Below are 14,695 nucleotides of genomic sequence, written 5' to 3'. Positions count from 1 at the left end.
TAATAAATTAAAACAAGTTTGTCAAATACGTGCGGGGGTATTTGACAAAAAGAGTTATATCTTTTAACATACCCTTATAGGTATTTAACAGGAGGTTATTATGAAACAATATAATGAAAAACATATTAATGATTTAAGTAAATCAGAATTAGAAAAATTAACTTCTCAAGGTCAATTGATTGATGTAAGAACACAAGAAGAATATGAATTGGGGCACATCAATGGTTCCACACTGCATCCTGTAGATGAGATTGAGTCGTTCAATAAAGACAAAAATAAAACCTATTATGTACACTGTAAAAGTGGTAACAGAAGTGCTAAAGCTAGTAAATATTTAGCTGAACAAGGTTATGACGTTGTAAATTTAGACGGCGGCTATAAAGCTTATGAAGAAAAAAACGTCAGCGATGATACAAAAGAAGAAAACACAAATGTAGAAATTAAAGCAGAGCGTAAACAATTAAACTATAGTGGTCTTCAATGTCCAGGCCCTATTGTAAATATCAGTAAAGAAGTAAAAAATATTCAAGAAGGTGACCAAATTGAGGTTACAGTCACAGATCCAGGATTCGCAAGTGATATTAAAAGCTGGGCGAAACAAACGGGACACACATTAGTAAAACTTGATGGGGGTGACAATGAAATTAAAGCGATTATTCAAAAAGAACAACCCAAAGATTTAGAAGTGAGTCATACGTCTAAAGGCACTACAATTGTACTATTTAGTGGAGAATTAGATAAAGCAGTGGCAGCAATGATTATTGCGAATGGTGCTAAAGCTGCAGGAAGAGATGTAACCATCTTTTTCACTTTCTGGGGACTTAACGCGTTGAAAAAAGCGCAAACAGCTAACGTTAAAAAGAAAGGTATCGCAAAAATGTTTGATTTTATGTTGCCAAAAACACCCTTGAAAATGCCACTCTCTAAAATGAATATGTTCGGTTTAGGTAATATCATGATGCGCTACGTAATGAAAAAGAAAAATGTTGATTCATTACCATCACTTATCGACCAAGCAATCGACCAAGATATCAAATTAATCGCATGTACGATGAGCATGGATGTCATGGGCATTAAGAAAGAAGAATTAAGAGACGAAGTTGAGTACGGCGGTGTAGGCACTTATATAGGTGATACTGAAAACGCGAGTCATAATTTATTTATTTAATTAAATCTATTAAAATAAGGAGTTCTTTATATGTTTTTTAAACAATTTTACGATAACAATTTATCTCAAGCATCTTATTTAGTTGGCTGTCAACGCACAGGAGAGGCAATAATAATTGACCCTGTACGTGACTTAACAAAATATATGGAAGTTGCAGATAGCGAAGGTTTTACAATTACACAAGCTGCAGAAACCCATATCCACGCTGATTTTGCTTCAGGCATTAGAGATGTGGCAGAACAATTAAATGCAAACGTATATGTATCTGGCGAAGGTGACGATGAATTAAGTTATCGTAATATGCCAGAACAAACACATTTTGTTAAACATCAAGATATTATTCATGTAGGTAACATTAAATTAGAAGTATTGCATACACCTGGTCATACCCCAGAGAGTATTAGTTTCTTACTCACGGATGAAGGTGGCGGCTCAAGTGTTCCAATGGGTTTATTTAGTGGTGACTTTATTTTTGTTGGTGATATCGGTAGACCCGATTTACTAGAAAAATCAGTTCAAGTCGAAGGTTCTACAGAAGTTAGTGCGAAACAAATGTATCAATCTATAGAAAGTGTTAAAGATTTACCAGATTATATTCAAATTTGGCCAGGCCACGGTGCTGGAAGTCCTTGTGGTAAAGCATTAGGCGCCGTACCAATGTCTACGCTAGGTTATGAAAAAATAAATAACTGGGCATTTAGTGAAACTGATGAAATTAAATTCATTGAAACATTAACATCAAATCAACCAGCGCCACCACATCATTTTACACAAATGAAAAAAATTAACCAATTTGGTATGGAATTATATCAACCATACAATGTTTATCCTAGTTTAAGCAATGAAAGAATAGCATTTGATCTTCGTAGCAAAGAAGCCTTTCATGGTGGTCATACTAAAGGGACAATCAATATTCCTTACAACAAAAACTTTATTAACCAAATCGGTTGGTATTTAGACTATGAAAATAGTATAGATTTAATTGGTGATAAATCTACCGTTGAACAAGCAGCGCATACTTTACAATTAATTGGATTTGATAATGTAGCAGGTTATCGTTTACCAAAATCAGAAATTTTAACCCAATCCATCCATAGCGTTGATATGACTGGTAAAGAAGAATATATACTTGACGTACGTAATGAAGAAGAGTGGAATAATGGGCACTTAGATCAAGCAGTCAATATTCCGCATGGTAAATTATTAAATGAAAATATTCCATTTAATAAAGAGGATAAAATATACGTACATTGTCAGTCAGGTGTTAGAAGTTCAATCGCCGTGGGTATCTTAGAAAACAAAGGATTTGAAAATGTCGTAAATATTAGAGAAGGCTATCAAGATTTTCCAGAATCATTAAAATAATTTAAGAGTGTACAGAAAATAACCATTTTCTGTACACTCTCTTTTTATGTCGAAATAAGTGAGTATTACATATATTTTCGTGTTCAAAAACCCAACAAAAAATCTATGTTCACAAAAGACCTTGAAATTAAGTTATGGTACACTGGATATGTATATAGGAGGGTTGTATTTTGAAAATAGGTTATGCAAGAGTTTCAACTGGATTACAAAATTTGAATTTACAGGAGGATCGATTAAACGCATATGGTTGTGAAAAGATATTTAGCGACCATATTAGTGGTTCAAAAAGTAAAAGGCCTGGTTTAGATAAAGCAATTGAATTTGCGAGATCAGGAGACACGATTGTTGTTTGGAGACTAGATAGACTAGGACGTAACATGGAAGATTTAATCACATTAGTTAATGAACTTAACGAACGAGGCGTGAGTTTTCATAGTTTAGAAGAAAATATAACTATGGATAAATCAAGTTCTACAGGACAATTATTATTTCATTTATTCGCAGCGTTTGCAGAATTTGAACGTAACTTAATTTTAGAACGTTCTTCGGCTGGTCGAATTGCAGCTCGTGCCAGAGGACGTTATGGTGGAAGACCTGAAAAATTAAGTAATCAAGATTTGAATTTACTCAAAACACTTTATGATAATGGTACACCAATTAAGACAATTGCAGAACAATGGCAAGTTTCACGCACAACAATTTATCGTTACCTCAATAAATTGGAGGAAAAGGAAGATGAAAAACAAGGAGAAATACCTCACTAATTTTTCTGAAACCAAGCGTAAAGAGGCTATACAAAAGTACGATGTTATTAAACCTTTTATTTTAGGAAACAAATCCTTATCAAGTATTTCTAAAAATACAGGCATTGCGTTAAGTACACTTTATGGGTGGAATAAGTTATATAAAGAACAAGGGCTTAAGGGGCTAATTTATACAACAAGAACCGATAAAGGGACACGTAAAATAGAACCAAAGATAATTGATGAAATTGAACGCCTTGCACTTAAAAATAAAAGAAATAGTATTGCTACAATTCATAGGAAAATCGCTAATTATTGTAAAGAGAATAATTTTGATCCACCAAATTATAAACAAGTTTACAGTGTTATTAAAACAATACCTAAGTCTGTGGTTGATTTTTCTCATCATGGCGAAAAATATTATCAAAATAAGTACGACTTAATACAAATAAGAGAATCATCAAGGCCAAATGAAATATGGCAAGCTGACCATACTTTGCTAGATATCTATATATTAGATCAAAAAGGTAATATCAATAGACCCTGGTTAACCATTATTATGGATGATTATAGTCGTGCAATTGCAGGCTATTTTTTAACTTTCGATAGCCCCAATTCCAAAAATACAGCACTAACACTACATCAAGCCATTTGGAGTAAGAGTAATACAAGCTGGCCGATATGTGGTATTCCTGAAAAATTTTATACTGACCATGGAAGTGATTTTACTTCACACCATATGGAACAAGTCGCTGTTGATTTGAAAATTAATTTAATGTTTTCAAAAGTTGGAGTACCAAGAGGTCGTGGGAAAATAGAACGATTCTTTCAAACTGTTAATCAAATCTTCTTAGAACAACTTCCTGGATATATAAATAATAACGATACACTTAGTTATTTAATTGATTTTCAAAATTTCGAAGAAAAATTACGATACTTTTTAATTGAAGATTATAATCAAAAAGAACACAGTGCTATCCAGAGTACTCCTATCAATCGTTGGAACAGTAATCATTTTTTCCCTAATATGCCAAGAAGTTTAGAACAACTTGATTTATTATTATTAGAAATACCTAAATCCAGGAAAATTCATTCAGATGGCATTCATTTTCAAGGCTTTAGATACAGTAATACGAATCTAGCTGCTTATGTAGGTGAGTATGTACTGATTCGTTACAATCCTAATGATATGGCTGAAATACGCGTTTTTTATAGAGATGAGTTTCTTTGTACTGCTATATATCCTGATTTAGCTGATTATTCAATTGATATAAAAGATATACAACACGCACGTAGTCAGAGAAGAAAACACTTAAAACAAAACATTGTTAGCCCAAGTACCACTGATTTAATAAAGGAAGAAAAGAATTATGGTTATTCACCTCAAGAAACGACTAAAAACGTCAAAAAATTAAAGAGGTATCGTAATGACTAAAAATCAAAATTTCATTGAAACGAAAGAGTATAAACGCTTTGCTGAATTTTGTGATGCTTGTATTAAATATCAGTATATTGGTATATGTTATGGTCAACCAGGTGTGGGTAAAACATTATCTTCACGATATTATACCAATTGGGATATTATTGAAAACCAGGTTAACCATAGGGGCTGGAAAGATTTAGCTAATAAAACAACGGACGATATATTATCTGTAGACAAAATATTTTATACTGCACCAGCAGAAAAGCAAACAAGATTGAGTAGTGACTTACACAGTATTAATGGAAGTATTGATTTGGGTCAAAAATTACATGTTTTAAATAAATACGAGCATGAATATAGTGAAAATTTTAGTGATGCATTCCAAGACATTGAACTCATTATAATAGATGAAATTGATAGACTTAAAGTGCAACATTTAGAGCAATTAAGATTTATCTATGATGAACGTGACCTAGCAATGGTATTCATTGGTATGCCAGGTATTGAGAAAAAACTATCTCGTTATCCTCAACTATATTCTCGTATAGGTTTTGCACATGAATTCGATAATTTAAGCAAGGATGAAACACATCATATATTAGAGTATAAGTGGCAAGATCTAGGAGTTGATTTAAAACTTGAAGACTTCACTGACTATGAAGCCATAACAACCATTATTAAAATTACTAAGGGGAATTTTAGACTTATTCATCGCTTATTTGCACAAATAGATAGAATTATGGATATAAATGGCTTAGATAAAATCAGTACTGAAGTTGTAGAAACAGCGAGAGATAGTTTAGTTATAGGAATTCGATAACAGAAAGACAACGTACTATTTAAAAATGTACGTTGTCTTTCTCATTTATTAGATAAAAATATTCTCATATATCAAGTGAAGTGACAATCAGACTTAATGCAACAATTAAATGTAATCTTTTGACCTTACCCTTATTACTACATGGGACGTTCTGAAATGAACATGCCCGAAATGAATATGGAGCAAATGCAGCAGATGCAACAAATGATGATGGAACATATGGAAACAACAAAACAAATTAAACAAAAACTAGGCTACTTATCCCCTGTAAAATACAGAGAATTAGCAGCCTAGAACATAGTGTTTTTATTAAGTTCCCATTTTAAGGGTTCAGTGCCTTGTAGTTATTGTGTTTTTATATACTTTACTACTTATTTTCTTTGTTATCATCAAAGGACTGCATGAAGTTCGTGCATGCATTTATCATATTATCCATTCTCTGGTCATAATCAGAACCTTGGGCAAAACCAGTTTGTCCAATGACGATTAAACCAGCTAGTACAAACGACAGCACTAAAGGTAACTTCTTTTTCATCGCTTATTTCCCCTTTCATTCAAAGTATCCCTAATCTTTTTTTAACACTTTCTTTAATTTTTCATATTCATCTTCATTAATTTCCCCTTGGGCCAGCCTTTCCTTTAAAATTTGTAAAGAATCATCTGATCTTACACCTTTTGGTTTTTCTGAAGCTTTTGCAATTAATATATATATACCATAAAATAACAAGCCAAGAATGATAATCCAAAAAATCATGCCAATGCCCCCCATTCCGCCCATCATATTTCCTATACCCATACAATTTGTCAGTCCTTTCCTTCTTTCTTGTTTTACAATTATACCATATGGGGGTATTAGTATCCAAAAAAAGTGTTTTTAATATTAGTAGGGGTAGCGTCAGGAAAATGCGGATTTACAACGTTAAGGAAATCCAAATTTAAAAAAGCCTAATTTCGCGGTGTTGTAAGTGAGAAATTAGGCTTTAGTTACTTCATTAAAGCCCCCTATTATTGAATAGGAATTGATCGTTAATTTATAAAACAAGGGTGAATCCACCCTTGTTTTATATTACCTAATCCTGTCTCTTTTATATTTGCATTACCTTTCCACTTCGCTTCATTTCTAGCTTTTTATACGCTAAAACTGAACCAAACAGAAATACACATGTAATTAATGAACCTAACGGCAACAACGCTACGATTTTATCTGGAAAGATAAACGGGAGCAGTGGAAAAGCGTACACAGCCGGGATACGGACACCAACAATATGCAATAGAATGTACATTAAAATCATATTTATCAGCGTTATCAATATCCACGAGTCAAGAGCGAAGTATAACATCGTACCAACAGTCGCAGAGATGGTCAATACAAGACTTTGCTTAAAAGCTACTTTCCCATTGTACTTAGGCTTCTGAAGTGATTCATAAACAACGACAAGGATCGGCGGAATAGCTGCTAGTTGGGGATAGTCAACGGCCCAAGTTAAACCAATCCAGACGAAATTCAACATTAAAAACACGACTATGTACTTGTACTGTATCTTCACTTTCTTTTCAAGCCCGTTATTTAATCTAAATAGCAGAACCCCTAGCATCAATATAAAAGTAAGAATGAAAGTCGATATAATAAATGACCATCCGTCTACATCTATCACCACTGGTAGTAATCCTGTTGCAATAGATGGTGCCAGGTTCGATCGAATTAGACGCAATAAGAGCATCGAAAGTACAAGTGTGATACCTACTTTTCCTACATAAAAAATTGGTAATAGATTGACCATAAATCCAATGACAGCAGTTAGGGATGGGGCAAAAAGAATCTTCGATGGTTGCCTGATCCATCCGGCTTCCCGATATACCCACATGGCAATCGCCATTGCAGCAAGTTCCGGCAAAATAATTTGGTGATTATCCAATATCACCGAAGCCGTTATCATGGCAATAATAAATGTAATGGCAATGATATATGAAATAATTGTTACATTCTTCGAAACCGCCGTATTCACGGACAACTCTCCTTTTTGCATAAGAAAGCAAGGGTAAGAATTTCACCCTTGCCATTCGTTATTTATTGGCCTAATCCTGCTGCTTTTAATGCTTCGGTGTCGATGCCGGGTTCTGTTGCAAAGTTAATTTTATAGTATAATTTTAACAAAAAAGGAGCGTTCTCTATGAATTATTTTAGATATAAGCAATTTAATAAAGATGTAATAACTATAGCCGTTGGCTATTACTTAAGATACGCGCTTAGTTATCGTGATATATCTGAAATACTAAGAGAACGCGGCGTTAACGTTCATCATTCAACGATCTACCGTTGGGTTCAAGAATATGCTCCTATTTTGTATCAAATTTGGAAGAAAAAGCATAAAAAAGCTTATTATAAATGGCGCGTTGATGAGACATACATTAAAATAAAAGGAAAATGGTGCTATTTATATCGTGCCATTGATGCAGATGGTCATACATTGGATATTTGGTTACGTAAGAAACGAGATAATCATTCAGCATATGCGTTTATTAAGCGACTTATTAAACAATTTGGTAAACCTCAAATGATAATTACAGACCAGGCACCTTCGACGAAGGTGGCAATGTCTAAGTTGATTAAAGATTTTAAACTTAATCCCGACTGTCATTGTACATCTAAATATCTTAATAACCTCATTGAGCAGGATCACCGTCATATTAAAGTGAGAAAGACGAGATATCAAAGCGTCAATACGGCAAAGAATACACTCAAAGGTATTGAATGTATTTATGGTCTATATAAAAAGAACCGTAGGTCTCTTCAGATCTACGGATTTTCGCCGTGCTACGAAATTAATCACATGTTGGCCAGTTAAGGGAATACTACCATGTTAAAATGATAATTAGTTATATTTTTTCTGACTTTGCAACAGAACCATTTTGAAAGATAAAAAAGCTTAATTCCTCCGTATTTTTAGTGAGAAATTAAGCTTTTGATTTTCAACAATCGCCCTTTTCTGAATAAGCGTGTACAAGAGATAATGGAAAAATCATGCTGGAAAAACATATGATAAAAATTACAACATGTGTGCAATGTCTGAAGCTACTGTTGGATAGGCAAATATCATTTGTTTCAATTCTTTGGTTGAAATCCCAAAACGAATGGCTGTTGCAAAATGATTAATCAGTTCATCGGCTTCATTACTAATCAAATGAGCACCAACAATTTGATCATGATCTTCGTCAATCAGCACTTTAAACGCAGCAAAGTCCTCATTTGTCCGTTTATACGTAAACCAGTCGGAGATGTTTTTCTGCTTTACTTTAATATTCCGGCCAGAGTTTTTGGCTTCCTCCTCGCTCATACCTACCGATGCCATTTTAGGTACGGTAAATACAGCAGATGGAATCACGGGATATTCAATTTTTTTGCTGTTCCCTTTCAATAAATTAGATGCTACGACATGAGAATCTGCACTGGCTACAGGTGTGAGGGGCAAGCCATCCGTTGCTGCAGCATCTCCAGCTGCATAGACATTCGGGTTACTTACACTTTGCAAATACTCATTAACATGGACACCATGTTTTTTCCTTTCTATATTCCCTTTTTCAAGATTCATATCTAAGGCAGGGACCCGTCCAGCACCATGAATAACAATGTCTGCTTCAAACCGCGTTATATCCTCTTTTTTTCGAGCGTACACATGAAACTTTCCTTGTTCTTTTTCAATGGATTCAACGGAATGTTGAAGATGTACCTGTATGCCAATCTCTTTCGACTTTTCTAAAAGGATATCTACAAGATCTATATCAAAATTCTCCAAAGGTCTTTGACCTCGATGGATAATATGAACTTCTGATCCAGCACGTGCCGCGATATGAGCAAATTCAAACGAAATATACCCACCACCAACAAAGACGATTCTTTGTGGTAATTCATCCAACTCCAAAAACTCATCACTATAAGTAAGATGTTCTTCTCCTTCTATGGGTAAAGGGGTAGGTTTCGCACCACTAGCGATCAAGAAATGACTCCCCTCGAGCACTTCTTTATTCACTTCAAGTTTGTCCTCACTCACGAAAGATGCATTGCCATGATACGTATCGATTCCCTGTTTATTCAATGCTTCCTCTTTTTTTTCCGGGACATCATCTGTAAAGGTTCTTTTAAAATTCATAAGATCTTTCCAGTTGATGGAGACTTCAGACGGTACTCCATTCTTAACCATCCGTTTGTTCCAATCAATAAGCTCGGCAGCACCATGTAGAACCTTTTTTGGGTCACATCCACGTAGTGCACACGTGCCTCCAAACGGCCTGTCATCTACCATAGCTACATTCCAGCCGGCTTTATTACATTTTGCTGCTGTGATTGAACCCGCAGAACCTGTACCAATCACAATAAGATCGTATTTCTTTATCATCATTAACCTCCTCGCAGAATTGACTCTATAATACGTTTGCCTTATTTCTATCTAATGAAACCGCGTACCTTGTCCAAGGTTGAAAGAATCCACCGTCTTAACCAAACGGTGGATTCATTGTGTTGTTATCCCGCACAACAAGATAATTTTGAAACATCTTTATCAAACGTCAGGGCAGCTAATTTCAATCCTTCTGCCATTGTTAAATATGGTGCAAGGATTTCTTTTAAATCATCTACGGTTAAACCAAACTTAACGGCTAAAGTCGCTGCATAAATCACTTCACCTGCATTTTCAGATACAACATGAACCCCTAACATTTTCAATGTTTTCGAATCAGCAATAAGCTTAAAAACACCTGTTGTTTCATGATTTACTATCGCTCTTGGAACAGCATCTAAAGGCAATACGGAGGTTTTGACCTCATAGCCTTTTTCTTTTGCTTGTTCTTCTGTTAAGCCTACTGTTGCTACCCCTGGATTTGTAAATGTCACGCCGGGAACCACTGATAAATCTAGTTTTTTATTTAATCCACCGATTGCATTATCGGCAACAATTCCACCTTCATATGCTGCTAGATAGACAAATTGAGGCCCTAATGTAACATCTCCTGCCGCATAAATCTTTTCATTACTTGTTCTAGCATAATCATTTATCAGTATTTCTTTTCGTTTTCCGACTTTAACCCCAGCTGCATTTAAATTCAACGTATCCGTATTTGGTTTTCTTCCTGTTGCAACAAGCAGCTGCTCTGATTCAATCACTTTTTTCTTGCCATCTACTGTAACATGAACCTTCTTTATCTCTCCAGATTGTTCTACACGCTCAAAAGATGCCCCTTTTACAAGGTTTATTCCTTGTTCAATTAAAGCTTTTTCTACTACTTCAGAAATCTCTGGGTCATACTCTTTTAACAGTCGCTCACTTCTTTGCATAAGCGTTACTTCTGAACCTAAGTTATGAAACAATTGGCCAAGCTCCATTCCGATATATCCTGAACCGATCACCGTTAATCGTTTAGGTACCTTTTTTATTTCAAGGAGCGTTGTACTTGTTAAATACTCCACTTCTTCAAGTCCTGAAATCGGCGGGAGAGAAGGAGATGCACCCGTTGCAATTAAAAAGCGTTTTGCGGAAAGTTTCTCCCCATTGACTTCAACCGTCTGTTCATCAGTAAATTTTGCTTCACCTACAATTAAGTCAATTCCATATTCATCAATTAGATCCACATATTTTTGATTGCGAAGCTCACTCACTAATTCATCTTTTTGCTTGATTAAGGGTGCTAATTCCACTTCTCCAGCAGATGTTTGTAATCCCGTAAATGGATTTACTTTTGCTAAATGATTAATTTCTCCAGCCCTAAGAAGTGTTTTTGATGGAACACAGCCAATGTTTACACATGTTCCGCCAACGGTTCCACGCTCAATCATGGCTACTTTTGCCCCGTATTCAATCGCTTTGATCGCAGCTGAAAAAGCCGAACCACCGGAACCAATGATAAGTAAGTCATAATCGCCTTCATTACCTAACACCACATTTTCTTGTGATGATATTTCTTCTATTTCTCCAGGTTGATATTTCGCCTCATCAATAGCCTTTTTTGCACTTTCAATCCCAATATCATCGGGTAATTCAAATAATACTTCACCGTGACGAAAACTAGCTTCTACATTCTTGGCACCAATATTTTCAAGTGCAACTGCTACATGTTCTTCACAACCCATACAAGTCATGCCACTAACTTTCATACTGATTTTCTTAGTCATTTTTTAACACTCCTTTTAATTATCGAAATATGCCACCCGGACCAATCCCCCAATAATAAGAAATATAAATTCCTGAAATTAAAATAACAATGGAGGAAATAAATTGGATCATTGCCATATTTTTAGAAAGTAATTGTTGGACATATCTTTTTGAAATCAAAGAAACAATGGTTATGGAAGTAACGACAACACCCATACCGATTGAGTACACAATAAATTTAAGTATAACCATCAATAACGAATTATCTTGCATAGATTCAGTGAGTACAAATAAAAAGGCTGGCAACGTACAACTTAATGATGTGATTCCATAAGCAATACCATAGAAATAAACTGATCGTTTACCCTGTTTAATATTAACTCTTAAAGGTAGAGAAACTTTTTTTCCAAGCAACATCCCTAGTCCCAAAAGAAAGATAAGTACGCCCATTAGAAATGACCAAATTGGAAAAACATTGATTAAAGCTCTACCTAATAACGATAATAGAAAACCGGCTATCACAAAAATAGTTAGAAATCCCAACGTCATAGACAATCCTAACCATAGCCCCTTTGAGATTGTCCTTATTAAGGAACGCCTTGTTTCAACCTCTCCTTCACCAATTAAATAACTAATATATGAAGGCAACATAACAATCCCGCAAGGATTAAACGCAGCAACTATTCCTGCTGAAAAAATAAATATAAAGGGAAACGTCATGAACTACTCACTCCAATACGTGTTAGTTCCTTTTGTAAATCATCGAAGGAAGGGTTAACCGCGTGATATATAACTTCTTGATTGCTATCTATTAAAAAAACTTCTTCCAATTGTTTTACTTTATACTTTTTAGTGAGTTCATATTCTTTATCGATTAAATGTGTCCATTCTCCACCATATTGACGTTGGAAATCCTTTAAATCTTGTTCTGTATCTTGTAGGGGATCCATATCAACAGTTATAAGTTGAACATTGTTCCCATATTTATTATGAATCTGTTTAAATACCTTTTCCCCTGCTACACAAGTCGGACACCAAGATGCCATGAAATAAATGAGTGTTGGCTTCTCGGAACTTATTGGTTGTGTTTTTTCATTGTTTATCGTGTTGGTTCCATTGGATATTCCACATGCTGAGAGGCTTACAATAATGAGAGCTGATAATAAAATCTTTTAAAGAACAATATTGATTTCAAATCACTCCCCCCCTTTTTCTTCTGTTTCACTGAATTTAGAATGGCAACAATCCGACTGACATGTATTACGACTACCTCTTCTTTTTACCAACATAATCAGTCCGACAATTAACAAAACAGCACCAAATATCCAAACTTGTTTTCCTATTAAGAAAGCACCCATAGAACTCAATCCAATTGCAATTAAAAGGATTGGTAAAGCGCAACATAGAACCAACAATGCTGGTATTCCTAAAAACAATAATTTATCATTATCCTTTACATTTTTTCGCTTTTGTACAGTCAATTTACATCACCTGCTAAAAAGTTGATTTTAACCCTCAAACATTTTCTCAATAATAGGGCAAGAATATAAATATTCTTCATTCGGACAACATTCTTTTAAATCATTCAACATATTCTCAACACGCATTAAATCTCTAATTTGTTGTTGTACTTCATCAACTTTTTGAGAAACGAACTCATATATATCCGAACACCGCACATCATCCTTATCTACAACACCAAGCAACTTGTGGATTTCACTTAAAGAAAAACCAAGCTCTTGCATCCGTTTAATAAACCATACACGCTTAACATCATCATCTGAATATATCCGATAACCAGCTTTCGTTCGGGAAGGTTCTTGTAATAAATTTTTTTGTTCGTAATATCTAATCGTCTCTTTATTTACCCCACATTTTTCTGCAAATGCAGTAATACGATAACTCACATAGTTCACCTCTAAATAATAATAAACCGCGTACCATAGTACGCGGTCAAGTATAATACATTTTTCTTCTTCAAGTGTCTTGCTTGTACTTTAAGGGAGCCTATCAACTCCACTTGGTTATTATTGTGATCTACTCAAACATTATAGTCAAATGACCATTTGATTGTATTTGTTATTCCTTTAAATAGTGACATAAATGGTCGTTTTTGATACAAAACCTCTTAACTTAATATTAAGAGGTTTTTCTTGGATATCGAAGTCTAAAAACTTGTGTTATAATCAATGTATCATAAATACCAAAAAATATGAGTTTTCAGACGATGAGAGCCGCGTTTATTTGCATCGAGAACTAGATTTCATTAGTAAGTACTCATAAAACGATTAAAAGAGGTGGTATTCAAATGGCTAAAATTGGTTATGCACGTGTATCAACGCAAGATCAAAGTCTTGATGGACAGATTGATACACTTGAGGAATATGGTTGTGAACGTATCTTTAGCGAGAAAGCGAGTGGTCGCAAAACGAAACGAACGGAACTTGATAAATGCTTAGATTATTTACGTGAAGGCGATATTTTAGTTATCTATAAACTAGATCGTCTTGGCCGAACAACCAAGCAATTAATTGAGTTATCTCAATGGTTAGATGATAATAGTATTGATTTACATATTATAGATATGAACGTATCAACCAAAGATGCGATGGGCAAGATGTTCTTTACTATGATGAGTGCATTTGCTGAACTTGAAGCTAACTTATTAAGTGAACGTACGAAAAAAGGATTAGAAGCAGCAAGAGCTAGAGGGAGAAAAGGTGGAAGACCATCATTACCAGATCATAAAAAAAGAGAGATTAAATTCTTATATGATGAGCAAAAACTTACTGGCGAAGATATTGCTAAACAAACAGGAGTGAGTCGTTCTACTGTATATAGAATAATAAAAATGAAGTAGTAAAAACAAATAATCACAGGAAGAAAACTAATGAAAGGAGAATCTCTAATTTGAAGATTCTCCTTTCGTTAGTTTTTATAACCTATATTATAATTTAACGAGAATTTTTGCTTGTGATTTATCGTTTACAAGTTGTTCAAATCCTGACTCTGCAATATCATTTAACTCAATTT

Annotated in this window: 17 protein-coding genes; 8 read left to right on the top strand and 9 right to left on the bottom strand. The window is 34.5% G+C overall.

Translation table 11 applies throughout. The annotated features are described in order from the left end of the window. The first annotated feature begins 100 nt into the window (after positions 1-100). The 6 genes from cstA (at position 101) to KA900_RS10670 (ending at position 5,813) form a co-directional block, all read left to right on the top strand. The gene (gene cstA, locus KA900_RS10695; protein ID WP_012816716.1) at positions 101-1,168 is read left to right on the top strand and encodes a persulfide response sulfurtransferase CstA; all 1,068 of its coding nucleotides are present in this window, start codon (positions 101-103) and stop codon (positions 1,166-1,168) included. Positions 1,169-1,198: 30 nt separating this feature from the next. Continuing rightward, positions 1,199-2,533, top strand: a complete 1,335-nt coding sequence (cstB, locus tag KA900_RS10690; protein WP_031863947.1) for a persulfide dioxygenase-sulfurtransferase CstB — start codon at positions 1,199-1,201, stop codon at positions 2,531-2,533. A gap of 170 nt (positions 2,534-2,703) precedes the next feature. After that, positions 2,704-3,297 carry a recombinase family protein gene (locus KA900_RS10685; RefSeq protein WP_021459089.1) on the top strand — a complete coding sequence of 198 codons (594 nt, stop codon included), beginning with the start codon at positions 2,704-2,706 and terminating at the stop codon, positions 3,295-3,297. Next, positions 3,269-4,711 carry a Mu transposase C-terminal domain-containing protein gene (locus tag KA900_RS10680; protein WP_210139593.1) on the top strand — a complete coding sequence of 481 codons (1,443 nt, stop codon included), beginning with the start codon at positions 3,269-3,271 and terminating at the stop codon, positions 4,709-4,711. The genes KA900_RS10685 and KA900_RS10680 overlap by 29 nt, the downstream gene beginning before the upstream one ends. Beyond that, positions 4,704-5,519 carry an AAA family ATPase gene (locus KA900_RS10675; RefSeq protein ID WP_040030688.1) on the top strand — a complete coding sequence of 272 codons (816 nt, stop codon included), beginning with the start codon at positions 4,704-4,706 and terminating at the stop codon, positions 5,517-5,519. The genes KA900_RS10680 and KA900_RS10675 overlap by 8 nt, the downstream gene beginning before the upstream one ends. 156 nt (positions 5,520-5,675) lie before the next feature. Then, a complete protein-coding gene (locus KA900_RS10670) occupies positions 5,676-5,813 on the top strand; it encodes a hypothetical protein (protein WP_021459086.1) in 138 nt (45 codons plus the stop codon). A 73-nt stretch (positions 5,814-5,886) separates the two neighbouring features. On the opposite strand, the gene KA900_RS10665 is transcribed toward KA900_RS10670, so the two are convergent. The 3 genes from KA900_RS10665 to KA900_RS10655 form a co-directional block, all read right to left on the bottom strand. Next, positions 5,887-6,054: a hypothetical protein gene (locus KA900_RS10665; protein WP_021459085.1), complete on the bottom strand. Its 168-nt coding sequence runs from the start codon at positions 6,052-6,054 to the stop codon at positions 5,887-5,889. 30 nt (positions 6,055-6,084) lie between these two features. Next, complete coding sequence (locus KA900_RS10660; RefSeq protein ID WP_210139591.1) at positions 6,085-6,315, bottom strand: SHOCT domain-containing protein; 231 nt, start codon at positions 6,313-6,315, stop codon at positions 6,085-6,087. 289 nt (positions 6,316-6,604) lie between these two features. Continuing rightward, positions 6,605-7,546 carry a hypothetical protein gene (locus KA900_RS10655; protein ID WP_245339180.1) on the bottom strand — a complete coding sequence of 314 codons (942 nt, stop codon included), beginning with the start codon at positions 7,544-7,546 and terminating at the stop codon, positions 6,605-6,607. Positions 7,547-7,690: 144 nt separating this feature from the next. Between KA900_RS10655 and KA900_RS10650 the strand changes: the two genes are divergently transcribed. Next, on the top strand, positions 7,691-8,365 hold the full coding sequence (locus tag KA900_RS10650) for an IS6 family transposase (protein WP_210139589.1): 675 nt from the start codon (positions 7,691-7,693) through the stop codon (positions 8,363-8,365). Between the two features lie 201 nt (positions 8,366-8,566). On the opposite strand, the gene KA900_RS10645 is transcribed toward KA900_RS10650, so the two are convergent. From KA900_RS10645 to merR, 6 genes are all read right to left on the bottom strand, one after another. Further along, positions 8,567-9,913, bottom strand: a complete 1,347-nt coding sequence (locus tag KA900_RS10645; RefSeq protein ID WP_019467798.1) for a dihydrolipoyl dehydrogenase family protein — start codon at positions 9,911-9,913, stop codon at positions 8,567-8,569. Between the two features lie 125 nt (positions 9,914-10,038). Next, positions 10,039-11,682: a mercury(II) reductase gene (merA, locus tag KA900_RS10640; RefSeq protein ID WP_019467797.1), complete on the bottom strand. Its 1,644-nt coding sequence runs from the start codon at positions 11,680-11,682 to the stop codon at positions 10,039-10,041. Between the two features lie 19 nt (positions 11,683-11,701). Then, positions 11,702-12,382, bottom strand: a complete 681-nt coding sequence (locus tag KA900_RS10635) for a cytochrome c biogenesis CcdA family protein (RefSeq protein ID WP_021459891.1) — start codon at positions 12,380-12,382, stop codon at positions 11,702-11,704. Then, positions 12,379-12,741 carry a TlpA family protein disulfide reductase gene (locus KA900_RS10630; RefSeq protein WP_348635048.1) on the bottom strand — a complete coding sequence of 121 codons (363 nt, stop codon included), beginning with the start codon at positions 12,739-12,741 and terminating at the stop codon, positions 12,379-12,381. The genes KA900_RS10635 and KA900_RS10630 overlap by 4 nt, the downstream gene beginning before the upstream one ends. A gap of 117 nt (positions 12,742-12,858) precedes the next feature. Next, positions 12,859-13,143 (bottom strand): hypothetical protein, encoded by a 285-nt coding sequence (locus tag KA900_RS10625; RefSeq protein ID WP_002510753.1) that lies wholly within the window; start codon positions 13,141-13,143, stop codon positions 12,859-12,861. 27 nt (positions 13,144-13,170) lie between these two features. Continuing rightward, complete coding sequence (gene merR / locus KA900_RS10620; RefSeq protein ID WP_002510754.1) at positions 13,171-13,569, bottom strand: Hg(II)-responsive transcriptional regulator; 399 nt, start codon at positions 13,567-13,569, stop codon at positions 13,171-13,173. A gap of 401 nt (positions 13,570-13,970) precedes the next feature. Here merR and KA900_RS10615 point away from each other — a divergent pair, with 401 nt between their 5' ends. Continuing rightward, positions 13,971-14,522 carry a recombinase family protein gene (locus KA900_RS10615; protein ID WP_046208376.1) on the top strand — a complete coding sequence of 184 codons (552 nt, stop codon included), beginning with the start codon at positions 13,971-13,973 and terminating at the stop codon, positions 14,520-14,522. Positions 14,523-14,695: the final 173 nt, after the last annotated feature.

The sequence above is a fragment of the Staphylococcus sp. GDY8P120P genome (assembly GCF_017892065.1).
In the GTDB taxonomy this organism is placed as follows: domain Bacteria; phylum Bacillota; class Bacilli; order Staphylococcales; family Staphylococcaceae; genus Staphylococcus; species Staphylococcus nepalensis.
This window is presented reverse-complemented; position numbering and strand designations above follow the sequence as displayed.